This window comes from Polaromonas sp. (genome assembly GCF_010365105.1).
Taxonomy (GTDB): Bacteria; Pseudomonadota; Gammaproteobacteria; order Burkholderiales; family Burkholderiaceae_C; genus Polaromonas.
The window spans coordinates 39595-65365 of the sequence record NZ_JAAFGZ010000011.1 but is presented as its reverse complement, the minus strand read 5'-3'; the positions used below and the strand labels follow the sequence as shown (position 1 = coordinate 65365).

Here is a 25771-nt window from a genome sequence, read left to right as displayed (position 1 = left end):
AAACGCAACGCGTTGCCGTAGCATGACGACTCACCCAACCCGGAGGAGAACGCATGAAACGTCTGTTAAGTACCGTTGCATTTGCCAGCCTGCTGACCGCCTGCGCCAACACACCGACCACCAGCCCGCAGTCAACTGCGCCGTCCGGCCCGACTGGCTCCGGCACCACTGTGCAGCAGCCCGAAAGCGCGACCGGCTACACGCCCAAGCCCGGCTGGGCCACCAGCAAATTCGCTGTCGCGGCGGCCAATCCGCTGGCCACCGAGGCAGGCTACCAGGTGCTCAAGGCCGGCGGTTCGGCGATTGATGCGGCCATTGCCGTACAAATGGTGCTGACGCTGGTCGAGCCCCAATCCAGTGGCATTGGCGGCGGCGCTTTTCTCTTGCATTCCAGCGGCACCAAGGTCGAAGCCTTCGATGGCCGTGAAACCGCGCCGTCATCGGCCAATGAAAACCTGTTCATGGGCACCGACGGCAAGCCCATGCCGTTTTACGACGGCGTGGTCGGCGGGCGTTCGGTCGGTACGCCCGGCACGGTGCGCATGCTGGAAATGGCACACAAACAATACGGCAAGCTGCCCTGGGCCAAATTGTTCGAGCCGGCCATTGCGCTGGCCGACAACGGCTTCAAGGTCAGCGCCCGGCTGGGTACCTTGCTCAAGGACGAAAAATACCTGAAGAACGACCGTACGGCGGCCGCCTACTTCTACAAGCCCGACGGCTCGCCGGTCGACATTGGCACCACGCTGCGCAACCCGGCGCTGGCTGACGTGCTTCGACAAATTGCCAGCAAGGGCTCCAGCGCACTGCTGACCGGTGCGGTGGCGCAGTCCATCGTTGCCAAGGTGCAAAGCCACACCAGCAACCCCGGCAAGCTGTCCATGGGCGACCTCGCCGGCTACCAGGCGAAAAAACGCCAGCCTATTTGCGCTGACTACAGCGCACGCGGCAAGGCTTACGTACTTTGTGGCATGCCGCCCCCTAGTTCGGGCGCCATAGCCATCGGACAGATCCTGGGCATGCTGGACAACACGCCAGCCTCCACGCTCGGCCTCGTCACCGGCATGGGCGGCGTGCCCGGCACCACCGGCCCCACGCCTTCGGCTGACTGGCTGCACCTGTACACCGAAGCCTCGCGCCTGGCCTTTGCCGACCGCGCCCAATACCTGGGCGACCCTGATTTCGTGCAACCGCCTGGCGGCAGCTGGATGAGCCTGCTCGACCCGGCCTACCTCAAGTCACGTGCCAGCCTGATCCAGCCCAGCGGCCCGAGCATGAAAGTGGCCAAACCCGGTGTACCCGGCGTGGTCAGGACCGCTTACGCACCCATGCCTGACCAGATCGAACACGGCACATCGCACATCAGCATCGTTGACAGTTTTGGCAACGCCATTGCCATGACGACCACGATCGAGGACCAGTTCGGCTCGCGCCTGATGACCGACGGCGGCACCGGCAAGGCGGGCGGCTTTTTGTTGAACAACGAACTGACCGACTTCAGCTTTGCGCCCACAGACGCCGAAGGCAAGCCGGTCGCCAACCGCGTGCAGGCCAACAAACGGCCGCGCTCGTCGATGGCGCCGACATTGGTGTTCGACAAGGCCACCGGCCAGCTCGTCATGAGCGGCGGCAGCCCTGGCGGCGCGCTGATCATCCACTTCACCGCCAAGACGCTGTACGGCGTGCTGAACTGGGGCATGCTGCCACAGCAAGCCATCGACCTGCCCAATTTTGGGTCGCTGAACGGGCCGACGCTGCTGGAAGAAAAGCGCTTTGCCCCGGCCACCGTCGAAGCGCTGCGCACGCGCGGCGCCGAAGTGCGTGAACTGGCCATGACCAGCGGCCTGCAAGCCATCACGCGCGGCGTAATCCATGGCCAGCCCATGTGGCTGGGCGGCGCCGATCCCCGGCGTGAAGGTCTGGTGATGGGAGATTGAGGGGAATTTTAGCCAAATAGCGCCGCAGCGCTTGATGGGCGGGCGCTGGTTGCTATCTAAAAAGAGCGCACTTGCGGTGGCAGGCGGGCTCTTTTTTTGTGGGTTTATGAATGAGACTGCGCTTTGATGTATCCAAGGCATGGCGAATAACGGCAATGCAGTGCAAGCAGTCTTGCGCTTGTGAAGTGCAAATTTGGCCGTTGACGTTGCCGGATTGCATCAGGCACTCGCTGATTTCGGCTGGCAGGTTGGCCGGGATGGCGTTAAAAAGATGGCCGGTCTGCATATTGGGCTGGATGGATTTCCGTATGGAGGCGGCTGGCGTGGCGGCGCTCAGGCTGCCCGACTGAACTGCAGCGCGCCACGCAGCAGGTTGCGCGCCGACGCTTCAAACTCGCGGGCCTGGCTGACCTTCATGCGCAACACGAGGGTGACGGCTTCAGCATACGCGGCATCCAATACCGTGACATGCTGCTGTTCGCACAGCCGGCGCAGGCTGGATTCGTCGGCAAACTGCAGCACGCAGCGCCGTTCGCACTCTGGCTCGACCGGCTGCAGTTCGGCATTCTTGACCGCCTCTGAAATGGCCTGGCCGTAGGCGCGTGTCAGGCCTCCCGCGCCCAGCTTGATGCCGCCCCAGTAACGCACGACCACGGCGAGCACGTTCATCAAGTCCTTGTGCATCAGCACGTTGTACATGGGCTTGGCCGCCGTGCCGGACGGTTCGCCGTCGTCGTCCAGACCCGAATCACCGTCGCACACCAGTGCCCAGCACACATGGCAGGCGCCTGGATGCTGCCGGCGCTGCCCGGCCAGCAGCAGTTGGGCCTCGGCCCGGCTAGCGACGGAGAACAACATGCCGATGAAGCGGCTTTTCTTGATGACGATTTCGGCGCTGGCGGGCGCGGCTAGCTTGTACATGGCGAAAAGTTCAGGCTTTACGCAAGGCCTGCACGGTTTCGGCCCGCTGCGTCATGCCGATGCGCAAGTCGTTTCCGGTCGGGCTTTGGTACAGGCGCAGGCCGAACTCGGGCAGGATGGCCAGCAGGTGATCAAAGATGTCGCCCTGCGTGCTTTCGTAGACCATCCAGGCAGTGCTGGCAGTGAAACAATACACCTCGATCGGCACGCCTTCGGGCGTGGGCTCCAGCGTCCGCACCATCAGCGTCATGGCCTGGTGAACGCGCGGGTTGCCGCGCAGGTAAACCTCGATGTAGGCGCGGAAAGTACCAATATTGGTCAGTCGGTGCTGGTTGGCCGGAAACGCTCCTTTTTCGCCAAGTTCAACACGTGCCTGGCTGTTGAGCTCGGTCAGCGTTGCGCGTTTGCCTTGCAGGTAAGGCCGCAACAGCGCGATGTTGCTCAGGTAGGCGATGTCGGCGTCCTCCAGAAAGCGCACGGAACTCGCATCCAGCCGCAAGGTGCGCTTGATGCGCCGGCCACCTGACTCCGACATGCCGCGCCAGTTACGGTAGCTCTCGGACATCAGCCGCCAGGTGGGGATGGTGGTGATGGTCTTGTCCCAGTTTTGCACCTTGACCGTGTGCAGCGCGATATCCACCACATCGCCGTCAGCCCCGACCTGCGGCATTTCGATCCAGTCACCCAGCCGCAGCATGTCGTTTGACGACAGCAATACGCCGGCGGTGAAAGACAGGATCGTGTCCTTGAACACCAGCATCAGCACGGCCGACATCGCGCCCAGCCCCGACAGCACGATCAGCGGCGAGCGGTTGAACAGCGTGGCCGCCGCGATGATGGCGGCAGCCACCATCAGGATCAATTTCCCCAGTTGCACATAACTCTTGATGGAGCGCACTTTCATGGCGACGGTCTGGCCGTCGCCTGCGACGTTCTGGTGTTGCGCCAGCAGCAGCGCATCGAGCATGGCCAGCAGCGAGCGCACCATCTGGATCACCATGAAAGCCATGGCAACATTGCCCATCACCGTTACCACCTTCAGACTCAGGTGGGGCACCTCCTCGATGCCCATCAAAATCACCACAAGCGGAAAGACCTGGGCCATGCGGCGCACTGCAGCGTCGGCCAGCACCACATCGGTCAGCCGTGAATCGGCCCGGTTGCGGATGCGCCGAAGAATCGGCATGAACACCAGCACCACCACGAAGCGCACCACCACGGACAGTGCCAGCAACGCCGCCAGCCCCGCAAAGGCCTGTAGCCAGGGTTCTAATTTTGTGAAATAGGAAAGATTCAATGCAGGCCAGTGTTTGTATTGGAAAGCCGGTCAGACCGGCGAGGGTGCATTTGGTTCGCAAGTACCACTGCGAGACGGCTCCAGTCATGAAAATAGATGAAAAATGCCTCTTGCGCATACCTGGCAAGCAAAAGCAGCTATTCAAATCATAGCAATCAGCCCCATCGACTCTGGCAGTCAAACCCGTCTGTCAAATTCAAACTCCGGGAGTTTACCGGCCGAGGTTTTCGGCCGCTGGCCCGGAACCATCGCGCCAGGCTACTCAAGCGGCTGGTTCGTTCGCAGGGGCTGGGGCGGCGCTTTCGGCCCGGCGGTACCAATGCGTTCATATTCTGAAATTACCTGCGCGCCCAGCAGCAGCAGCGTCGCAGCAATCTCAAGGCTCAGCAAGACCACGATGGCCGTAGTCAGCGAGCCATACACAAGTCCAACCTGAGACAGCGTGGCGAAGTACCAGACCAGCACATGGCGCGTCACTTCCCACAGCAGCGCAGCCGTCACGCCGCCCATCAGCGCCTTGCGCAGGGACAACTGTCCCACCGGCATCACCATGTAGACCGAGGTGAGCACGAAGATCTCGCCGGTCAGCCCCAGCAGGTAAAGCAAAATGCCTGAAAAACCGCTCAGCGACCAGCTTGCGCCCAGCAAATCAATACTCTTGTCACCCAGCGCCTGAAAACTTCCCGCCACCAGCGTCATCAGCAGGAAGCCCAGACCCAGACAAAAAATATAGCAGTAAGGCAGCACGGCCGACACCAGGAAATGCCGCCGCCGGATCGCCACGCGGTGCAGGAAAATCACCGACATCGCGTTTTCCAGCACGGTAAAGGCCAGCGAACTGAAAAACAGCATCGTGCACAGCAGCACCCAGCCCATGACGTCGCGGTGCGCCAGAAAATTGGTCAGTTCGTTGACGATGAACCGCGATTCTCCCGGTGCCAGCCAGCCGATGTAACGGCTCAGCGACGCCAGCAACGCTGACTGGTCGATCACATGCGAGAGCGCAATCGCGATCAGGATCAGCAGCGGAACAATCGACAGCAAGGCGTAGTAGGCCACCGCGCCGGCCAGCAGCAGTCCCTGGTTTGCGCGAAAGCCCTTGAGTATCTGCCAGGCGAAGGCGCCAGGGTGGCGAAGCACGTAAGCGGCCTGCGGTTCAAGCGTCATGAAAGAAACCCGTGGTCGAAGGCAGGTGAAAAAAACAAGGAATTCATTATGTGGGGCCTGAGGCAGGCAGGACGACGCCTTCCACCCAATCCTTTGTAGGCAGCTGTGCTTAAATTGGCTTTCAATTTTTTTCCCCCATGGCCATTCCCCAATCATTCATCCAGGAGCTTCTCGCCCGCGCCGACGTGGTCGATATCGTCGGCCGCTACGTGCAGCTTAAAAAAGGCGGTGCCAACTTCATGGGCCTGTGCCCGTTCCACGGCGAAAAATCGCCGTCCTTCAGCGTCAGCCCGTCCAAACAGTTCTACCACTGCTTTGGCTGCGGCAAGAACGGCAACGCCATCAGCTTCCTGATGGACCACGCCGGCATGACCTTTATTGAAGCGGTGAAAGACCTGGCCCAGCAATACGGACTGCAGGTGCCAGAAGACGACGTTTCGCCCCAGGACCGTGCACGGGCAGCGCAGGTGCGCGAGCAGCAGGCGACGCTGACCAGCGTGCTGGAAAAGGCCGGACTGGCCTACATCAGGAGCCTGCGCACGTCGGATCGTGCCATCCAGTATTTCAAACAGCGCGGCGTGTCAGGCGAAATCGCCAGGACTTTCGGGCTGGGTTATGCCCCTGAAGGATGGCGCGGCCTGGCCAGCGTGTTTCCCGACTACAACGACCCCTTGCTGGTTGAAAGCGGGCTGGTCATCACCGGTGAGCCCGGCGAAGAAAACGTCGCTGGCGAGGCCAAGCGCTACGACCGTTTCCGCGACCGGATCATGTTTCCGATCCGCAACGTCAAGGGCGAATGCATCGGTTTTGGCGGTCGGGTGCTGGGCGACGACAAGCCCAAGTACCTCAATTCTCCCGAAACCCCGGTGTTCAGCAAAGGCCGCGAACTGTACGGACTTTTCGAAGCGCGCACCGCCCTGCGCCAGCACGGTTACGCGCTGGTCACCGAAGGATATATGGATGTGGTGGCGCTGGCGCAGCTCGGCTTTCCCAATGCGGTTGCCACGCTGGGCACAGCCTGCACCTCGGAGCACGTGCAAAAGCTGTTCCGCTTCACCGATTCGGTGGTGTTCAGCTTTGACGGCGACAGCGCCGGCCGGCGTGCAGCGCACAAGGCGCTCGACGCCGCCCTGCCCTTTGCCAGTGACGTGCGCACCGTCAAGTTCCTGTTTCTGCCGGCCGAGCACGATCCGGACAGCTTCATCCGCGAGCACGGCCAGGAAGGTTTTGCCGCCTATGTCAGCAAGGCGGTGCCGCTGAGCCGCTTCCTGCTGGAAGCGGCGGGCGAAGGCTGCGACCTGGACACCGCCGAGGGACGTGCGCACATGGCCAGCAATGCCCGGCCGCTCTGGACTTCGCTGCCCGAAGGCGCGCTCAAGCCGCAGTTGCTGGCCGAGATTGCCGACCAGGTGATGATTGACAGCCGCGAACTGCTCCATCTCTGGCAACCGGCATCAGGCGGCCGTAAAACCCACTACAAAAAAACCGGCGGGTCGCCTTCTTCCGGCCCCGGCTTTCCCGCCAAGTCGGTGCCTGACCTGGACCACGGCATGCCGGAGTTTGGGGACTATCTGCCAATGGATCGGCACGACGATGCCGATTACGCCGCGTCGGAGCCGTACTTTACGCAGCCGTCCTCTTATTCATCGTCACCGGAAGCCTCCCCCGGCAAGCCGGGAAAATTTGGCCGCAAGCCTTTCGCCTCCGGAACCGCCCCGCGCCGCGTGACGGGCCGCATTTTGCCGGCCAGCCGCGAAGACCGGGTGCTCAGGCTGCTGCTGACCGAACCGCAAAGCTGGGACCGGCTCAGCACCGAGGAGCACCAGCTGCTGCTCGGACTGCCGGCGCCGCACGGCGCGCTGTTTGCCTGGCTGGAAAGCCAGCTGCATGAGCATGGCCCGCAGTCCTGGGCCGTGCTGCGTGAAGGCCTGCGCGGGCATGCCCATGAGCACCATGCCCTGGCGCAGTTTGCCGAAGTGCTGGAAGGCGTGGACTACGACTGGGGCGAAACCCGCAGGATATTGGCGCAGCTTCAGCAACTCAGGCACGACAGTGAAATTGCAGACCTGGCCGCACGTGCGCCGAATGAGCCAGCCGTGCTGGAGCGATTGCGCGAACTTCTGGCGCAATCACGCACCCGAAGCACCCCCTCGAAACCCGCATGAACACTGGATTAATTCAAAATTCAGGGTATAATCCGATTTTCAGCAAGCGCGACAGCAGCACCTCCGGCACCGGCCCCCTTTAACCCAAGGGAAACTCCACAGGAGACGGCCAACGCACCGCAAGGACTGCATTCCAAATGTTCGCCCAACCAGCTTGCCAAAATTTTGAGATTTTCTGTGCCATGGCACAAGCTGTCTTGATTTTTTACCGCATCCCTTTTGAATCCTGATTTTTTTTGTCTTCGGTGTCCTGACTGTGGTCGGGAAACCAGCGCGCCGATGATGTGCCCGGTTAAAAGGTTGAAAAACCTGGAAAAACCGCCATATCCATTCCAAGCCCGTGTTGAACCTGCCCCGCCGGGCAAAAGTTTCTTGAATTCTGCGAGACCGATATGACCCTGAAGAAAGTTCCTGCCGTGCAGCCCAAATCCACCCAAGCCCAACTTCTCGCCGCTGCAGACGCACTGCTCAAAGGCGCTGCGCCTGCCAAAAAGAAACCTGGCCGCCCGCCCAAGGCGCCAGCGGCTGAAGCCGCTCCAGCGGCCGCAGCCGTGCCGAAGCGGGGACGAAAAACCAAGGAATCCGGACTCGACGGCGATGAAGACCTGTCGGACATCGAGGCCGAGTTTGCCGAAGAGCCGGCAGCGGTCGAGGTGACGGTTACCGCTGAAAAGGTCAAGCCACTGCGCATGAAGATCAGCAAGGCCAAGGAACGCGCCCTGATGAAGGAATTCGGCCTGGACGAAACCGTCCTGTCCGAAGAAGACATCCTCAAGCGCCGCCAGCGCTTGAAAGCGCTGATCAAGCTCGGCAAGACGCGCGGCTACCTCACGCACGGCGAAATCTCGGACCACCTGCCCGACAAGCTGGTCGATGCCGAGACGCTCGAAGTCGTCATCAACATGCTCAACGACATGGGCGTGGCGGTGTATGAGCAGGCGCCGGATGCCGAAACGCTGCTGCTGAACAACACCGGCGCCACCGTGGCGACCGAGGAAGAAGCCGAGGAAGAAGCCGAAGCGGCGTTGTCGACAGTTGACAGCGAGTTCGGCCGTACCACCGACCCGGTGCGCATGTACATGCGCGAAATGGGCACGGTCGAACTCCTGACGCGCGAAGGCGAGATCGAGATTGCCAAGCGCATCGAGGGCGGCTTGATGCGCATGATGGAGGCCATCTCGGAAAGCCCGGCGACGATCGCCGAAATCTTGCGTCTGGCCGAAGAAATTCGCGAAGGCAAGGTCGTCATTTCGACAGTGGTTGACGGCTTTACCGTGGCCAACGAAGCCGATGACTATGTTGCCGAGGAAGACTTCGACGAATTCGACGAAGACGATGACGACGACGGCAAGGGCGGCTCCAAGGCGCTGACCAAGAAGCTGGAAGAGCTGAAGAAGGAAGCGCTCAACCGTTTTGAAAAAGTGGGCGATTACGCCGAAAAGGTCAGAAAGCTCTACGAAAAAGAAGGTTACGGCAGCCAAACCTACCTGAAAACGCAAAAGGCCCTGAGCGACGAGCTGATGACCGTGCGTTTTACCGCCAAGACGATTGAAAAGCTGTGCGACCTGCTGCGTGGCCAGGTGCTCGACGTGCGCAAAAAGGAACGCGAACTGCGCAAGATCATTGTCGAAAAGTGCGGCATGCCGCAGGAAACCTTCATCAAGGACTTCCCACCCAACCTGCTGAACCTGAAATGGGTCGAAAAGCAGGTCGCGTCCGGCAAGCCGTGGTCGAACGTCATGGCCCGCAACATTCCGCCGATCCAGGAACTGCAGACCAAGCTGGGTGAATTGCAGTCGCGCGTTGTGGTGCCGCTGGCGCACCTGAAGGACATCAACAAGCGCATGAACGAGGGCGAATCCAATTCGCGTGACGCCAAGAAGGAAATGATCGAGGCCAACTTGCGGCTGGTGATCTCGATTGCGAAAAAGTACACCAACCGTGGTTTGCAGTTCCTCGATTTGATCCAGGAAGGCAATATCGGCCTGATGAAGGCAGTGGACAAGTTTGAATACCGACGCGGCTACAAGTTCTCGACCTATGCGACCTGGTGGATTCGCCAGGCCATCACCCGCTCGATTGCCGACCAGGCGCGCACCATCCGCATTCCGGTGCACATGATCGAGACCATCAACAAGATGAACCGCCTGAGCCGCCAGCACTTGCAGGAGTTCGGCTTTGAGCCCGACGCCAGCATCCTGGCCGAGAAGATGGAGATTCCGGAAGAAAAAATCCGCAAGATCATGAAGATCGCCAAGGAGCCGATCTCGATGGAAACGCCGATTGGCGACGACGACGACAGCCACCTGGGCGACTTCATCGAGGACGGCGCCAACACCGCACCGTTAGAGGCGGCGATGCAGGCCGGCCTGCGCGATGTGGTGAAAGACATCCTCGACAGCCTGACGCCGCGCGAAGCCAAGGTGCTGCGCATGCGTTTCGGCATCGAGATGTCCACCGACCACACGCTCGAAGAAGTCGGCAAGCAGTTCGACGTGACGCGCGAGCGCATCCGCCAGATCGAGGCCAAGGCGCTGAGAAAACTCAAGCACCCGAGCCGCAGCGACAAGCTGCGCAGCTTCATCGACACGCTGTAAACGTCGGATCACGATAAAAAGCCAGCGCCCTGAAAAAGGCGCTGGCTTTTTTCATGGGCACGAATTTTTGCTATTGAATGAATAGCTGTCTGTGCAGTCCAGGTGTGCGCAAAAGGCTTGTTTGATGCTGAAAAGTCGTTCGCGCGCCAGAACGGATGCGCTCCATCAAATCATGATCATGTTCAATCCAGCTTGATGCTGGCCTGCTCCACAACCTTGGCCCATCGGACTTTTTCCTGATTGAAGAAACCATCCTGCTGCGCTGGCGTCATCGTGACCACCTCGGCGCCCTGCCCGGCCAGCTTGGCGCGAATGTCAGGCTGGCGGATGACCTTGATCAGCTCGCTGTTGAGGCGGTTCAGGATGGCGGGTGGCGTGCCGTTGGCCACCAGCATGCCCTGCCAGGTGCCGGACTCGAACCCGGCCAACCCTTGTTCGGCCAGCGTCGGCACGTCGCCAATCAGCGGCATGCGGCTGCCTTTGGAAACGCCGAGGATCTTGAGCTTGCCGCTCTGCACAAACGGCAGGGTCGCCAGCATGCCATTCATGAGAATCTGAGTTTGCCCGGCCATCGTGTCGGTGATCGCCTGCGAGCCGCCCTTGTACGGGATGTACTGCCATTTGGCGCCGCTGGCGCGCTCGACCGCCACGCCGGCCAGGTGCGGCGCACTGCCCATGGCGGTGACGGCAAAGTTCAGCTCGGTTTTTTTCGACAGCGCGACCAGTTCCTTCAGGTTGCTGGCCGGCACCGACGGATGCACCACCAGCAGGTGCGGCGAATAGGCCAGCATGGTCACGCCGCGCAGGTCCCGGGCCGGATCAAACGGCAGCTTGGTGTACACCGACGGGCTGATGGCCAGCGCCCCGGTGTCGCACAGCAGCAGCGTGTAGCCGTCGGGTGCCGACTTGGCGACGTAGTCCGCACCCAGGTTGCCATTGGCGCCGGCCTTGTTTTCGACAATGACGGACTGCTTCAGCGCTTCCGACAGCGGCTGGGCAATCGACCGGGCAATGATGTCGGACGAGCCGCCCGGCGGGTACGGCACCACGATGCGGATCGGCTTGGCTGGCCAGTTGGGCGACTGCGCGCTGGCAGCGCCCAGACCGAGGGCCAGCGTGGCCCCCACGAGATCACGACGGTTGATGGACATGGTTTGTCTCCTGCATTGAATGGATGCCCGGGTTGCCCGCCCTCAAGGCCGCAGCCCTGAAGGGGTTCGGAAACCGTTTGCCTGACGTGCTCAGGCGACGGTGTGGTTGGCCATGATTTCCAGGCTGCGCACCAGCGCGGAATGGTCCAGGTCCTGCATGCCGTTGGCAGCGCAGACCTGCATCAGCTGCGCCGCGCCGGCAGTCTGCGGCAGCGCCACGCCCAGCGTCCGGGCACCGGCCAGCGCCAGGCTCAAGTCCTTCTGGTGCAGGCCGATGCGAAAGCCGGGGTTGAAGGTGCGCTTGATCATGCGTTCGCCATGCACTTCCAGGATGCGCGACGCGGCAAAGCCGCCCATCAGCGCCTGGCGCACTTTGGCCGGGTCGGCGCCGGCCTTGCTGGCGAACAGCAGGGCTTCGCCGACGGCGGCGATGTTCAGCGCCACGATGATCTGGTTGGCGACCTTGCAGGTCTGGCCGTCGCCGTTGCCGCCAACCAGCGTGATGTTCTTGCCCATCAGTTCGAACAGCGGCCTGACGAGTTCAAACGCCGCCTCGGGGCCGCCGATCATGATGGTCAGGCTGCCGGCCTTGGCGCCGACTTCGCCGCCCGACACTGGCGCGTCGAGGTAGTCGCAGCCCAGCGCATTGATTTTTTCAGCGAATTCCTTGGTGTCCATCGGCGAGATGGAGCTCATGTCCACCACCGTCTTGCCCTGGCTCAAGCCGCTGGCCACGCCGTCGTCACCAAACAGCACCTTGGCCACATCGGGGGTGTCGGGCAGCATCAAAAAGATGATGTCGGCTTTTTGCGCCACTTCCTGGGCTGAAGCGCAGGCGCTGGCCTGGCCGGTCAGCAGTTCGGCAGGCACTTTGCTGCGGGTATGCAGGAAAACTTCGTGTCCAGCGGCGATCAGGTGGGCGGCCATGGGCGCGCCCATGATGCCGAGGCCGATAAATCCAAGTTTGCTCATTGTTGGCTCCAGTCAAAAAGAAATAATAAGTATCGCGAAATCAGTTGCGGTAGCGGTCGCACAAGGCCTGCGTGGCCGAGCGGAACGCGCCCAGGTCGCTGCCAACGCCGACAAAGGTCGCGCCCATCGCCATGTAGCGGCGTGCATCGGCCTCGACCGGCGCCAGAATGCCGGCCGGTTTGCCACAGGCCTTGGCGTCGGCGAACACGGCGGCAATCACAGCCTGCACGTCGGGATGTCCGGAATTGCCCAGGTGGCCCATGCCGGCGGCCAGGTCGGACGGACCGACAAAAATGCAGTCTACGCCGTCGATGGCGGCAATCTCGCGCGCCGCCGCCACGCCGGCATGGCTTTCGATTTGCACCATCACGCAGATGTGCTCGTTCACCGACTTGAAGTAGTCTGGCACGGTGCCGTAGCGGTTGCTGCGCTGCGACACCGACACACCGCGAATGCCTTGCGGCGGGTAACGCGTGGCGGCCACTGCGCGCCGCGCATCGTCAGCACTTTCGACAAACGGAATCAGGAAGTTGTAGAAACCCGCGTCCAGCAGGCGCTTGATTTCCACCGCGTCGTTGCAGGTGGGCCGCACGACCGGCGCACTCGCACTGTCTTTCAGCGCCATCAGCTGCGGAATGAAAGTGGTCACGTCGTTGGGCGAATGCTCGCCGTCGAGCAATATCCAGTCGAATCCGGCCACGCCCAGTACTTCGGTGGTGATGGCATTGGACAGTGACGACCAGCAGCCGATCAGCTTTTTGCCGGCCAGCAAATCACGCTTGAGGCTGTTGGGAAAACTCTGGTAAGGGCTTGACTGTGTCATGGAATTTCTCCTGTTGCCGCTGGCCGCTATGCAATGGCCTGGCTGTTGACAAATAAAAAGGGACTGCTTGCGCAGCGCCCCGGAGGGGTCCACAGACTGCTTTCCATTGCCAAATATGCCTTTTCCGCATATCTGGCGGGCGAAAGCAGCTATGAATTAAATAGCAAGAACATGCCTTGCCGGTGCATCGCCTTGAGGCGGGGCAGCTTTCATGCGGCACCAAAGATTCACGCCAGCGTGTAGGCGGTCTTGACGACGGTGTAGAACTCCTGCGCATAACGACCCTGCTCGCGCGGGCCGTAGCTCGAACCCTTGCGGCCGCCAAACGGCACGTGGTAGTCAACCCCGGCGGTTGGCAGGTTGACCATGACCATGCCGGCCTGGCTGTGGCGCTTGAAATGCGTCGCGTATTTCAGGCTGGTGGTGGCTACACCGGCAGCCAGGCCGAACGGCGTGTTGTTGGCTTCAAACAGCGCTTCTTCGTAAGCCTTCACGCGGATGATGCTGGCCACCGGGCCGAACACTTCCTCGCGGTTGATGCGCATGTCGGCGGTGGTGTCGGTCAGCAGCGCCGGGGCCATGAAAAAGCCATCGGTTGACAGCTTCAGGCGCTCGCCACCGGCCAGCAGCACCGCGCCTTCCTTCTGGCCGATATCGACATACGACAAGTCCTGCTCCAGTTGCGACAGCGACGACACCGGGCCGATGTCGATGCCGGCGGCCAGCGCATCGCCGACCTTGAGCGTGGCCATGCGCGCCTTCATCGCCTCGACGAATTTCGGGTAGATGCCTTCGGTCACGATCAGGCGGCTTGACGCGGTGCAGCGCTGGCCGGTCGAGAAGAACGCGCTTTGCACGCTGAGCTCGACGGCCTGCGCCAGGTCGGCATCGTCCAGAATGACCTGCGGATTCTTGCCGCCCATTTCCAGCTGGACTTTTTTCAGGTTGACCGCGCATTGCTGGGCAATGCGAGCGCCCACACCCTGCGAGCCGGTAAAGCTGATGGCGTCCACGCCGCTGTGGTTGACCAGCGGGTCGCCAATCACGCTGCCCCGGCCCATGACCAGGTTGAACACGCCGGCCGGAATGCCGCTGCGACTGATGATTTCGGCCAGTGCCCAGGCACAGCCGGGAACCAGGTCAGCGGGTTTCATCACCACGCAGTTGCCGTAGGCCAGCGCCGGGGCAATCTTCCAGGCCGGAATGGCAATCGGGAAATTCCATGGCGTGATGATGCCGACCACACCGACCGGCTCGCGGGTGATTTCCACGCCAATGCCGGGACGCACCGAAGTGACGACCTCGCCGGTCAGGCGCAGGCATTCACCGGCAAAAAACTTGAAGATATTGCCGGCCCTGGCAGCCTCGCCAATGCCTTCCGCCTTGGTCTTGCCTTCTTCACGTGCCAGCAAGGTGCCCAGTTCTTCACGGCGCGCCAGGATTTCGGTGCCGATCTTGTCGAGCGCATCGGCGCGGGCCTGGATGCTGGAGATGGACCAGGCCGGAAAGGCAGCGCGGGCGGCCTGCACGGCGGCGTCCAGTTGCCCGGCGCTGGCCTGGGTGTAGTCGCCGATCACATCTGACAGGTTGGACGGATTGATATTGGGCGTGTAGCCGGTGCCAGCGATCCATTCGCCGCCGATCAGGTTATCGTGTTGTTGGGTCATTTTTTATCCTTTAAAAATCGTTGTTCGGTAGTCGTTCATGCCATAAGACCATCAGGTCACCGGCGCAGGGTTGAACAGCACCAGCGCGTTGTGCAGCTTCCAGTGTTCGGCCCAGGTTTTCTTGCGCCCGCTGGCCACATCGAGCATGAACTGGAACAGCTCGCGGCCCACGTCCTCGATCGTCGCGTCGCCGTCGGCGATGCGGCCGGCGTTGATGTCCATCAGGTCGTGCCAGCGGCGCGCCAGGTCGGTGCGGGTCGCCACCTTGATCACCGGCACTTCGGCCAGGCCGTAAGGCGTGCCGCGTCCGGTGGTGAAGACATGCAGGTTGATGCCGGCGGCCAGTTGCAGCGTGCCGCAGATGAAGTCGCTGGCCGGCGTGGCGGCATAGACCAATCCCTTCAGGCCTTTTTGCTGGACTTTCTCGCCCGGCGACAGCACGCCGCTGATCGGCGAGGTGCCCGACTTGACGATGGAGCCCATGGCTTTTTCGACAATATTGGACAGGCCACCCTTCTTGTTGCCCGGCGTGGTGTTGGCGCTGCGGTCCACCTTGCCTTTTTCGAGGTAGGCGTCGTACCAGGCCATTTCGCGGATCATCGCCTGCGCCACTTCCGGCGTGCTGGCGCGCGATGTCAGCTGATCGATGCCGTCGCGCACTTCGGTGGTTTCGGAAAACATCACCGTGGCGCCGGCACGCACCAGCAGATCGGTGCAGAAACCCACCGCCGGATTGGCCGTGACGCCGGAAAACGCATCGCTGCCGCCGCACTGCACGCCGACCACCAGTTCACTGGCCGGAACGGTTTCGCGCCGGCGCGCATCAAGCCTTTCCAGGTGCAACTCGGCCGCGCCCATGATCGAGTCGATCATCGACATGAAGCCGACATGGTGTTCGGACTGCAGGCAGACCACATCGAGTGGCGGCTCTGCCGTCATGCCGACGTCGGCCACATTGCGCTCATCCACGATGGGAATGGTGCCGGGCGGCAGCAGGCGCTCGGGCTGCAATTTTTCGCAGCCCAGGCTAACCACCATGACCTCGCCGCCAAAGTTCGGGTTCAGCGTGATGTTGCGCAGCGTTCGGATCGGGATGATGGCGTCGGGCGCGTCAATTGCCACGCCGCAGCCGTAGCTGTGCTCCAGTCCCACCACGTCATCGACATTCGGAAAACGCGGCAGCAACTCGTTTTTGATGCGCTTGACGGCAAACTCGACCACGCCGGCCACGCACTGCACCGTGGTGGTGATGGCCAGGATGTTGCGGCTGCCCACCGAGCCGTCGGCATTGCGGTAGCCCTCGAAGGTGTAGCCCTCCAGCGGCGGCATGGGCTCGGGCTTTACCGTGGCGATGGGCAGGTTGTCCAGCCCGCGCGCGTCGGGCATGTCCAGCAGGCGCTCATGCACCCAGCTGCCGGCCGGGATGTCTTTGACGGCATAGCCGATGGGCACGTTGTAGCGCCGCACGATGCCGCCCTGCGGCAGATCGACCAACGCGACCTTGTGGCCTTGCGGCACCTTGTCGCGCAAGGTCAGTCCGCTGGCAAAAACGGTGCCTGCAGGCAGGCCGCCGTCATTCACGACGATGGCCACGTTGTCGGCCTCGTGCATGAGGATGTAACGGGCTTGCGAGCTGGGCAATGCGGTCATGCGAAAGGCTCCGGTGGATTGATTACTGCGGGCCGAGCGTCTTGATCAGTGCGGCCAGCTCTTCCATCTCGGCGGGCTTGAGGTCGATCAGGGGCGGACGCACCGGGCCGGCGCTGTGGCCGACAAGGGTGGCGCCGGCCTTGACGATGCTGACGGCGTAGCCTGGATTCTTGTTGCGAATGGCCAGGTACGGCATGAAGAAGTCCTTGAGCAGGCGATGCTGGGTCGCCATGTCGTCACGCGCCACGGCATGGTAGAAATCCATGGCGGTTTTAGGGATGAAGTTGAACACCGCCGATGAATACACCGGCGTGCCCAGCGCCTTGTAGGCAGCGGCATAGACCTCGGCCGTGGGCAGGCCGCCCAGGTACGAGAAGCGGTCGCCCATCTTCAGGAAGATGGAGGACATGGTTTCGATGTTGCCCACCCCGTCCTTGAAGCCGATCAGGTTCGGGCAGCGGTCGGCCAGAATGGCCAGAATGGCCAGCGAGTCGGCAGTGAGTTTGCAGACGTTGCGGTTGTAGACGATCACGCCGAACTTCACGCTCTTGCAGACCGCCTCGACATGGGCAATCAACCCTTCCTGGCAAGCTTCCATCAGGTAATGCGGCAGCAGCAGGATGCCGTGGGCGCCCAGGCGCTCGGCTTCCTGTGCGCAGGCCATGGCAAAACGGGTCGGGCCGCCAACGCCGGCGATGATGGGCACCTTGCCACGGCAGGTATCGACCGCCGTCTTGATGATGGCCGGGTACTCGTCGCCGGTGAGCGAGAAGAATTCGCCGGTGCCGCCAGCGGCAAACAGCGCGCTGGCGCCATAAGGTGCCAGCCATTCCAGACGCCCGGCATAGCCCTTGGGATTGAAGTCGCCCTGCGCGTCAAAGTCGGTGACGGGGAAAGACAGGAGGCCGGAGCTGACGATGGTTTTAAGGTCTTGCGGGTTCATGAATGGTTCTTCAAGAAAATTTTGTGTTGGATCGAGTGAAAATCAGAAAAAGCAGCGGCAAGCACGTCATGGATTTCACGCCGTGGTGATGGCACTCCTCCGGCTGGCCGCTAGCGGCTCGGCAGGAGGGGCTTGAAAACAAAAGTGTTTTGGCCGGCAAACACCTTTAAAAAAGTGCCTGTTTATTTCAGCAGCAGGTTCGGCAGCCACAAAGACAGTGCCGGGATATAGGTCACTGCCAGCAGCACCAGCATCAGCGCGCCAAAGAAGGGATACAGCGCCTTGACTACCTTTTCGATGGGCAGCTTGGCCACGGCCGCGCCGACAAACAGCACGCCGCCCACCGGTGGCGTGATCAGGCCCATGCCCAGGTTGACCATCATGATCATGCCGAAATGCACCGGATCGACGCCCATGGCGGTCACGACTGGCAGCAGGATGGGGGTCATGATCAGGATCAGCGGCGCCATGTCCATCAGCGTGCCCAATACCAGCAGCAGCACGTTGATCATCATTAGGACCACATACTTGTTGTCCGACACGCTGGTGAACAATGCGGTGATCTGCTGCGGAATCTGCATCATGGTCATGATGTAGCCGAAGCTGGCGGCAAAGCCGATCAGGATCATCACGATGGACAGCGTCTTGACTGTGCGGTGCACCAGCTTGGGCAACTCGTTCCACTTGTAGTCGCGGTAAATGCACATGGTGACAAAAAACGCCCAGATCACGGCAATCGCGGCCGACTCGGTGGCGGTGAAGATGCCCGACAGGATGCCGCCCAGAATAATCACCATGGTCATCAGGCCCCACAGCGCATCGACGCAAATCTTGATGGCCTGGCGCATGGGAATGCGCTCGCCTTTGGGGAAATTGCGTTTTTTGGCAATGAACAGGCACATGGTGGCCAGCGTCAGGCCCAGCAGCAGCCCCGGCAGGATGCCGGCCAGGAACAGCGCGGCAATCGACACGCCGCCGCCCGCTGCCAGCGAATAGATCACGGCGTTGTGGCTGGGCGGAATCAAGATAGCCTGCACCGAGCCGCTGACCGTCACGGCCGTGGCGAAGTCACGCGGATAGCCCTTCTTTTCCATCTCGGGAATCAGCACCGAGCCAATGGACGCGGTGTCGGCCATGGATGAACCTGAAATCGCACCAAAGAAGGTAGAGGCCAGAATGTTGACCAGCGCCAGGCCGCCCTGGATAAAGCCCACCAGCACAGCGGCAAAAGCCACCAGCCGCCGGGACATGCCGCCCTCGGCCATGATGGCGCCGGCCAGCACGAAAAATGGAATAGCCAGCAGCGAGAATTTGTTTACCCCGCTGGCAATGGCAATCATGATGGCGTCCAGCGGAATTTCAATCCACCAGGCGCCCACCAGGGCAGCCAGCCCCAGGGCGTAAGCCACCGGCATGCCGATGATCATCAGGCCCAGAAATGAGCCCAGCAGTACAAAAGCGTCCATCAGAGGGCTCCAGCTTCAATTTTTTCGTGGTCAAACGTCACCACCTCACGTTGGCCCTGATAACCCAGAAACATGTGTTCCAAGATGAAGACCAGCGTCAAAGCGCCACCCAGCGGCACCGGCATATAGGTTGCACCGACCGGCATGCCGGGCAAGTTGCCAATGGTTTGGTTCCAGGTTTCCATACACAGCTTGGCGCCGTAAAAGACCATGAAGATCGCAACAGTCAGCATCAGCAAATCAACCACACGCGTGCAGAGCCAGCGCAAGGACTGCGGCAGGCGGTCAGTCACCATGGCCACGGCAATATGAGCCCCTGCACGGTAGGTAGCGGCAGCACCAAAAAAGGTGAAGACCACCATCAGCAAAATGGAAACCGGCTCAGGCCACTGCGAGCCCGTGCCCAGCACATAGCGGGCAAAAATGCCCCAGGGAATGATCAGGGACATCACAAAGACCGAGGCACCGGAAATCCAGATGCAGGCCAGATAAAGGATGTCGTTGAAACGAAGAATGTTGTTTTTCATGGCGGTATCCGTTCGGACGCAACCGGGGCAAAGCCATTGCTGGCAGTCGCCCCGGCCTGGTCGCAGGTCTTAGTTGGACTTGGTGGCGTCGATGCGCTTCATCAGATCGGCGAACTTGGCGCCGTACTTCGCACGCACTGGGGCGGTTGCATCAAAAAAGACCTTCTGGTCAACCGGCACGAACACAACGCCAGCGGCCTTGAGCTTGGCGGTGTAGTCGGCCACGCTCTTGTCCCACAGCACGCGTTGCTCCATCTGGGCTTCGCGGGCGACTTTTTTCACCAGCACCTTGTCATCGGCCGACAGCTTGTCCCAGGTCACTTTGGACATCACCAGCAACTCCGGAATGATCAGGTGGTTGGTCTGGGCGTAGTACTTCATGCCCGTCGTGTAATGGTTGGAGGTGAAAAAGCTCGGGGGATTGTTTTCTGCCCCGTCAATCACACCGGTCTGCAGGGCGCTGAACACCTCGCCGTAAGACATCGAGATGCCGTTGCCGCCCATGGCATTCATGGTGTCCACAAACAGCGGATTGCCCATCATGCGGACCTTGATGCCTTTGAGATCGGCTGGCGTCTTGACCATGGTCTTGGTGTACAGGCTGCGGGCGCCGCCGTCCATCCAGCCCAGCGCAACCAGACGGGCCGGGCTGTTGGTGACTTTTTCGAGCAATTCGGCGCCAATGGGGCCGTCAATCACGGCACGCATGTGAGCAACGTCGCGGAACACGAAGGGCATGTTGAACACGTCCACATCAGGCGCGACAGGACCAACGACGCCCAGCGAGATGCGGGCAATCTGGATGGCGCCGATCTGGACCTGCTCAACGGCTTCTTTTTCCTCGCCCAGCACGGCACCGGGGAACATTTTCAAGGTGATGCGGCCATTGGTGGCGGCATCGAGTTTTTTACCCATGTTTTCGACTGCCACCACCGTGGGGTAACCTGCCGGATGGGTATCTGCTGCCTTGAGCACCATTTTTTGCGCCAGGACTGAAAAGGATGCGGAAAATGCCACGGCAGCGACAGCAGCGGCGATGAAGTTTCTACGGAAAGTCATTGTTGTCTCCTTGAAGGACCAGGTTAAAAGTTATGAACGGGAACAGGTGAAAAAACAGGCTCAGGCAGCCCGCGCACGCCGGGGCGCAGCGCAAACACACCGCCGGCCAGCGGCTGGTCAGATAAATCGATGCCTTCGGGGCGAATCGATGTCACGAACAGGGTGTCCAGGCCGGCGCCGCCAAAGGCGCACATGGCCGGTTTTTTGACAGGCACGGCCAGCGAGCGGTCGAGCCGGCCGTCAGGCGTGAAACGGTGAATCAGGCCGGCATCGTTGCCGCAAATCCAGTAGCAGCCGTCGGCATCCACGGCCGCGCCATCGGGCCTTCCGGGCAAAGGGTTCATGTCGATGAACAGTCGGCGGTTGGACGGCTTTCCGGTCTCGGGGTCGTAGTCAAAAGCCCAGACCGACTGCACAGAAGGGTGCGAATCCGACAGGTACATCGTGCAGCCGTCGGGACTGAAGGCCATGCCGTTGGGGGTGATGAAGCCGTCCAGCAGTTTGCTCAATCCACTCTCTTTTTGGTAGCTGTAAATGCAGCCCACGCTTGCGGCGGCGGCCATATTCATCAACATCGTGCCGGCCAGGAAACGGCCCTGGCGGTCGCAGCGGCCATCGTTGAAGCGCATGCCGGGCATGGCATGGCTCACGGGGGCCAGGCTTTCAAAGCCGAGTTGTCCGTCGTCCTGAAGTTGCAGCGCGAAAATTCCACTTTCGGCGCCGGCAATCCAGCCATTCGATCCGCCCATGCGCGCCACGCAAGCCAGCATCTCGGGCGCCCTCCAGCTTTGGCTCTCGCCGGTGGCGGGCGTCCAGCGGCACAGGGTGTGCGCCGGAATATCGACCCAGTACAGCGCCTGCTCGGCACCGTGCCAGACCGGGCTTTCACCCGTTCCGTTGCGCGCGTCGAGCACCAGCTCGGCCTTGATGTTGTCGTTAACCATGATTTGATCAGTCGCCGAACGGTCCGGCCACCACGAAGCCGCCGCCCTGGTACCGGGCCACCGGATCGTTCAGGTCCGGGTTTGGGGTGCGTGTGTAAACCGCGTCGCGGAACACGTCCGAGCTGTCCTGCGGCACAAAACCAATGTGGCGTGCGCGGCTGTTGTCCCACCAGGTCACGGCGTTGTCGGACATGCCAAAGATGATGCTGTGGCCGAGGATCGGGGTCGTGAGGCAGGCGGTGATCAGGCGGTGCAGGTCGTCAAAGCTCAGCCAGGTGGCCAGCATGCGGCGGTCCCTGGGCTCGGGGAATGACGAGCCAATGCGCACGCAGGCAGTTTCGATACCGTAGCGGTCAAAATAAAAGCGCGACAGGTCTTCACCAAAAGCCTTGCTCAAGCCATAGAAACCGTCAGGCCGGGCCGGATGGTCGGCAGTGATGGTTTCGTCCTGGCGGTAAAAGCCGGTCACATGGTTGGAACTGGCGAAGATGATCCGCTTGACGCCATGCTTGCGGGCCGCTTCATAAAGGTTGTAGACCCCCACGATGTTGGCCTGCAGGATCGGACCGAACGGGCCTTCGACCGACACGCCGCCCAGGTGAACAATGGCGTCCACACCCTTGACCATCGCATCAACCGCCGTGGCATCCGCCAGATCGGCCAGGGTAATTTCCTCGCCTTCAACGGCCTCGCCAAAGGCCTGGACATCGGACAGGCGCAAAACCGAGCAATTGGCTTTAAGCCGTTCGCGCAAGGCTTTTCCCAAACCGCCGGCCGCGCCCGTCAGCAGCAGTTTGTCATGAACTTTTATCGTCATTTTTCGAGGCCGTTTCTTTGTAAAACACTGGACAATTCCATCAGGTTTGATAGAGTCAAACCCATCGATCATTAGTCGTACGTTGTCTGATGACTCAAATTGTCCAATCGCCCTTTTAACCTGTCAATGGTTTTTAAATGAACTCATGGAAAACCCCTAGCACGATCCAGACCGCAGTCATCGGCAACGCTCACCCGATCGGGGATGTGTTGCCGCGTACACGCCGGCCGCGCGGACTGGTGGGTGAAATCGTCAACAGCCTGGCAGCCAGCATTCGCGCGGGACAGCTGAAACCGGGGGATAAACTCCCGACCGAAGCTGAAATCATGGCGCAGTTCGATGTCAGCCGAACGGTGGTCCGCGAATCCCTGTCCAAGCTCCAGGCGTCCGGGCTGGTCAGGACGCGGCATGGCATCGGCACCTTTGTGCTGTCGCCCGAGGAGTCGGGAAACTTCAAGATTGCAGCGGACGACTTCGCGACGATTACCGATGTCATTTCGGTGCTGGAACTGCGCATCAGCCTGGAAACCGAAGCGGCCGGGCTGGCGGCGCAAAGGAGAACGCCCGCCAACCTGGCGGCACTCGAAACGGCGCTGCACGCGTTTCGGGACTCGATCAACCGGGACTCGGATGCCGTGCCGCCCGACTTCCAGTTCCACATGGAAATTGCACGCTCGACCGGAAACCGTCACTTTGCCGACCTGATGACCTACCTGGGCACCATGATCATTCCGCGCACCCGGGTGAACACGGCGCACAACGCCCCCGAGGGACGGCTGAACTACCTGCAGCGCGTCAACACCGAGCACGAAAGCATCTACAACGCCATCCGCGATCAGGACCCTGAAGCGGCCCGCGCCGCCATGCGTACCCACCTGTCAAACAGCCGCGAGCGCCTGCGCCGGGGAAACAATGCGCACACCCTTCAGCCTTCGGATCAGCCTGAAAAAAGCGGCTTCAAGTAGGCTGCTTCGTATCCATGCATTGATGTAGAACACATTGAAGTTGTACGACAACTCATTGGTTTTACGTCCACAGACAACTGAACCCACACGGGAAACCGCTCAAGTGCATATGCAAAATCAACCGGCTGTTGCCGCATCTTCTCCAGACAGGCTGTGCCTGGCCGTCATTGGCGCCGGGCTGGGTTCGGCACCGCATTTCCAGAGCCTGGAAGACCTTGCCGGGGAAGCCGAAGTGACCTGGGTGTACGGGCGAAGCGCCGGGCGTCTTGCCGGCGTCCAGGTACCGGCGCACGCGCGCAAGACCACGCGGCTTGAAGACATATTGGAAGATGGCTGGGTGAAGGCTGTGCTGGTGCTGACACCACCGAACACGCACCTCGACATCGTCCAGCGGGCAGCCCGCGCCGGCAAGCATGTGCTGGTCGAAAAACCGCTGGAGATCGACCTCGACCGGGCCACCCGGCTGGTGCAGGCTTGCGAAACCGCAGGCGTCACGCTGGCGGTCATGCTGCAGCACCGACTGCGGGAGGCAGCCGTGGGACTGAAGGTTTTGCTTGACGCCGGCGAACTCGGCCGGCTGGTCAGCGCGAGCGCGTCAGTTCGCTGGTGGCGTGCGCAGAGCTATTACGACGAACCGGGGCGCGGCACGCTGGCGCGGGATGGCGGCGGCGTGCTGATCACCCAGGCGATTCACACGCTGGACCTGCTGCTCAGCCTCACCGGTTTGCCCGAGCGCGTGACCGGCCTGGCCGCAACCTCGCCGGTGCACCGCATGGAAGGCGAGGACACGGCAGCGGCGCTGCTGCATTACGCCGGCGGCGCCATGGGCGTGGTGCAAGCCACCACGGCGGCCTATCCGGGTTATCCGGAACGGATTGAACTCAATGGCACGCTGGGCACGGCAACGCTGGAATCCGGCGAGTTGCAGGTCATGTTTGCCAGCGGCAAGCACCTGGCGCTGGGCGCCCGTCAGGGCTCGGGCGGCGGTGCAGGCCGGACGAACGCCAGCGGTCAGTGGACGCTCCGCCCTGGGCGTGCAGCAGGTCATTGAAAGCATCATGCAATCGTCAAGAGCCGGCTGCCCGGTCACCTTGCCTGCCGCATTGCAGCGTGCATGAATGCGGCGCTGAAGCGGCCTGGATACCTGAACCGGTTGGTCCTGGCATTGCGCCATGACACCGGGGTATCTGCAAGACTCATAAGAGTTTTGTCTCGAAATCCACACAGCACGGGCATTACCAGCTATAAAACTCGTAGCAAAACGGATTTTGCGTTATATTTGGCGGCGGGCCTTTGCCGGGCCTGATTTTCCTTCCCTGTGACCCCGACCGACCTGAGGAGACAACCCCATGAGTGCCAAAGAAAACGCTGCCGTGAGCCTGTTGCTTGAACTGCTGGAGTCGCGCTACGCACTGCGCGTGCTGTGGGCACTGAAAGACGGCCACCCGCAAACCTTTCGCCTGCTTCAGGACAGCATTGGCAACATCACGCCCAATACCCTGAACACCCGCATCAAGGAATTGCGCGCAGCCGGACTGCTCGGCCATGGCGAAAAGGGTTATACCGTCACGTCACTCGGGGCCGACCTGCTCAAGCGCCTGAACGATCTGCAGGCTTTCGCCGGAAAATGGGTGGTCAGCCAGACCAAGGTCAACGCCGACAAGAGCACTCCGCAATAAGAAGACGGCTACTGCCGACAAGCAATCAAAAAAAACAGGCAAAAGGCCTGTTTTTTTGATTGCGGGCTACGCCGGCTTCGCGCGGTTGATGGCACATCGGCCAACGCCTTCACTGCCTTGCCCCTTGCCCGAAGGCCAGGGGCCGAATCTTCAAACGAAAGTTGAACCCGGGCGTTGGCCCTTCTACAATCCTGACGCATCGAGCCGGGATTGCTGCCGGCGTTGAGGCTGCCCATGCTGCTTGCAGCCCTCACGCCACCGGTTCAGGCGACATTTCATTACCAATCCTCAAATCCCTGTCTTGAAAAGGGGCTTGGGGTCCCAAGCTGATGAACTTAGCAGCTTCAAAAACCTCACCAATCAACATGTCCGAGAACAAACAACCCGAACAGAACAGCCACCTGACAGGCGCACCCAGCCCGGAAGAACTTGAAGCGGCGCAGGCCGCCAACGAGTACGACGCCATGAATACGGAGAATGAGGCGCAAGCCCAGCTGGCGATCCTGCAAGCCAAAAATACCGAACTGTCCGACAACTATCTGCGCGCCAAGGCCGAGGCTGAAAATGCCCGCCGCCGCGCCGATGATGAAATTTCCAAAGCGCGCAAATTTGCCCTTGAAAGCTTCGCCGAAAGCTTGTTGCCGGTGCTCGACAGCTTTGAAGCGGGTCTGGCACTGAAAGAAGCCACGCAGGAGCAGCTCCGCGAAGGCTCTGAAGCCACGCTCAAGCAACTCAAGAGCGCCCTGGAGCGCAATAAGGTCATCGAGATCAATCCAGCAGCCGGCGCCAAGTTCGACCCCCACCAGCACCAGGCCATCAGCATGGTGCCGGCCGCGCAGGAAGCCAACACGGTAGTGACTGTGCTGCAAAAGGGCTACCTGATTGCCGAGCGGGTGTTGCGTCCCGCACTGGTCACGGTAGCTGCATCGCAATAACGGCAAACCGTCAAAAAATCTGCTGAAGCACTTGAAGTTGAAAAACTAATCCGCAAGTCTTCAGCAGCTTGATGAACAGGGCAATCGAC

The 25771-nt window shown here is 61.2% G+C and carries 21 protein-coding genes; 7 read left to right on the top strand and 14 right to left on the bottom strand.

What is annotated here, in order from left to right; translation table 11 throughout:
* Positions 1-53: 53 nt before the first annotated feature.
* Entirely contained in the window at positions 54-1937 is a 1884-nt protein-coding gene (gene ggt / locus GZ092_RS09780; protein ID WP_293636211.1) for a gamma-glutamyltransferase, read from the top strand.
* 333 nt (positions 1938-2270) lie between these two features.
* Here the strand turns inward: ggt and GZ092_RS09775 are convergent, their stop codons facing one another.
* The 3 genes from GZ092_RS09775 to GZ092_RS09765 form a co-directional block, all read right to left on the bottom strand.
* Positions 2271-2858 (bottom strand): YigZ family protein, encoded by a 588-nt coding sequence (locus tag GZ092_RS09775; protein WP_293636210.1) that lies wholly within the window; start codon positions 2856-2858, stop codon positions 2271-2273.
* A gap of 10 nt (positions 2859-2868) precedes the next feature.
* A complete protein-coding gene (locus tag GZ092_RS09770) occupies positions 2869-4155 on the bottom strand; it encodes a mechanosensitive ion channel family protein (protein WP_293636209.1) in 1287 nt (428 codons plus the stop codon).
* A 258-nt stretch (positions 4156-4413) separates the two neighbouring features.
* Positions 4414-5322 carry a YihY/virulence factor BrkB family protein gene (locus tag GZ092_RS09765; protein ID WP_293636208.1) on the bottom strand — a complete coding sequence of 303 codons (909 nt, stop codon included), beginning with the start codon at positions 5320-5322 and terminating at the stop codon, positions 4414-4416.
* Between the two features lie 137 nt (positions 5323-5459).
* Here GZ092_RS09765 and dnaG point away from each other — a divergent pair, with 137 nt between their 5' ends.
* The gene (gene dnaG, locus GZ092_RS09760) at positions 5460-7487 is read left to right on the top strand and encodes a DNA primase (RefSeq protein ID WP_293636207.1); all 2028 of its coding nucleotides are present in this window, start codon (positions 5460-5462) and stop codon (positions 7485-7487) included.
* Positions 7488-7879: 392 nt separating this feature from the next.
* Entirely contained in the window at positions 7880-10084 is a 2205-nt protein-coding gene (gene rpoD / locus GZ092_RS09755; protein WP_293636206.1) for an RNA polymerase sigma factor RpoD, read from the top strand.
* 182 nt (positions 10085-10266) lie between these two features.
* On the opposite strand, the gene GZ092_RS09750 is transcribed toward rpoD, so the two are convergent.
* The 11 genes from GZ092_RS09750 to GZ092_RS09700 form a co-directional block, all read right to left on the bottom strand.
* Positions 10267-11235 (bottom strand): tripartite tricarboxylate transporter substrate binding protein, encoded by a 969-nt coding sequence (locus GZ092_RS09750; protein ID WP_293636205.1) that lies wholly within the window; start codon positions 11233-11235, stop codon positions 10267-10269.
* A gap of 90 nt (positions 11236-11325) precedes the next feature.
* Positions 11326-12207 (bottom strand): 2-hydroxy-3-oxopropionate reductase, encoded by an 882-nt coding sequence (gene glxR, locus GZ092_RS09745; protein ID WP_293636204.1) that lies wholly within the window; start codon positions 12205-12207, stop codon positions 11326-11328.
* Between the two features lie 40 nt (positions 12208-12247).
* Positions 12248-13030, bottom strand: coding sequence for a 2-dehydro-3-deoxyglucarate aldolase (gene garL, locus GZ092_RS09740; RefSeq protein ID WP_293636203.1), 783 nt, complete (start codon positions 13028-13030; stop codon positions 12248-12250).
* 227 nt (positions 13031-13257) lie between these two features.
* Entirely contained in the window at positions 13258-14697 is a 1440-nt protein-coding gene (locus GZ092_RS09735; RefSeq protein ID WP_293636202.1) for an aldehyde dehydrogenase family protein, read from the bottom strand.
* A 51-nt stretch (positions 14698-14748) separates the two neighbouring features.
* Entirely contained in the window at positions 14749-16347 is a 1599-nt protein-coding gene (garD, locus tag GZ092_RS09730) for a galactarate dehydratase (protein WP_293636201.1), read from the bottom strand.
* Between the two features lie 22 nt (positions 16348-16369).
* Positions 16370-17290 carry a 5-dehydro-4-deoxyglucarate dehydratase gene (kdgD, locus tag GZ092_RS09725; RefSeq protein ID WP_293636200.1) on the bottom strand — a complete coding sequence of 307 codons (921 nt, stop codon included), beginning with the start codon at positions 17288-17290 and terminating at the stop codon, positions 16370-16372.
* A gap of 182 nt (positions 17291-17472) precedes the next feature.
* The gene (locus GZ092_RS09720) at positions 17473-18756 is read right to left on the bottom strand and encodes a TRAP transporter large permease (RefSeq protein ID WP_293636199.1); all 1284 of its coding nucleotides are present in this window, start codon (positions 18754-18756) and stop codon (positions 17473-17475) included.
* Entirely contained in the window at positions 18756-19283 is a 528-nt protein-coding gene (locus tag GZ092_RS09715) for a TRAP transporter small permease (protein ID WP_293636198.1), read from the bottom strand. The genes GZ092_RS09720 and GZ092_RS09715 overlap by 1 nt, the downstream gene beginning before the upstream one ends.
* Before the next feature lie 69 nt (positions 19284-19352).
* Positions 19353-20342, bottom strand: a complete 990-nt coding sequence (locus GZ092_RS09710; RefSeq protein WP_293636197.1) for a TRAP transporter substrate-binding protein — start codon at positions 20340-20342, stop codon at positions 19353-19355.
* Positions 20343-20365: 23 nt separating this feature from the next.
* Positions 20366-21286 carry an SMP-30/gluconolactonase/LRE family protein gene (locus GZ092_RS09705; RefSeq protein ID WP_293636196.1) on the bottom strand — a complete coding sequence of 307 codons (921 nt, stop codon included), beginning with the start codon at positions 21284-21286 and terminating at the stop codon, positions 20366-20368.
* 7 nt (positions 21287-21293) lie between these two features.
* Complete coding sequence (locus tag GZ092_RS09700) at positions 21294-22103, bottom strand: NAD(P)-dependent oxidoreductase (RefSeq protein ID WP_293636195.1); 810 nt, start codon at positions 22101-22103, stop codon at positions 21294-21296.
* A 137-nt stretch (positions 22104-22240) separates the two neighbouring features.
* Between GZ092_RS09700 and GZ092_RS09695 the strand changes: the two genes are divergently transcribed.
* The 4 genes from GZ092_RS09695 to grpE all read left to right on the top strand — a co-directional run bounded on the left by GZ092_RS09695 (position 22241) and on the right by grpE (position 25682).
* Positions 22241-23068, top strand: coding sequence for a FadR/GntR family transcriptional regulator (locus GZ092_RS09695; protein WP_293636194.1), 828 nt, complete (start codon positions 22241-22243; stop codon positions 23066-23068).
* Between the two features lie 109 nt (positions 23069-23177).
* The gene (locus GZ092_RS09690) at positions 23178-24119 is read left to right on the top strand and encodes a Gfo/Idh/MocA family oxidoreductase (protein WP_293636193.1); all 942 of its coding nucleotides are present in this window, start codon (positions 23178-23180) and stop codon (positions 24117-24119) included.
* Positions 24120-24417: 298 nt separating this feature from the next.
* Positions 24418-24747, top strand: coding sequence for a winged helix-turn-helix transcriptional regulator (locus tag GZ092_RS09685; RefSeq protein ID WP_293636192.1), 330 nt, complete (start codon positions 24418-24420; stop codon positions 24745-24747).
* A 365-nt stretch (positions 24748-25112) separates the two neighbouring features.
* Positions 25113-25682, top strand: a complete 570-nt coding sequence (gene grpE, locus GZ092_RS09680) for a nucleotide exchange factor GrpE (RefSeq protein ID WP_293636191.1) — start codon at positions 25113-25115, stop codon at positions 25680-25682.
* The last annotated feature ends 89 nt before the right edge of the window (positions 25683-25771 follow it).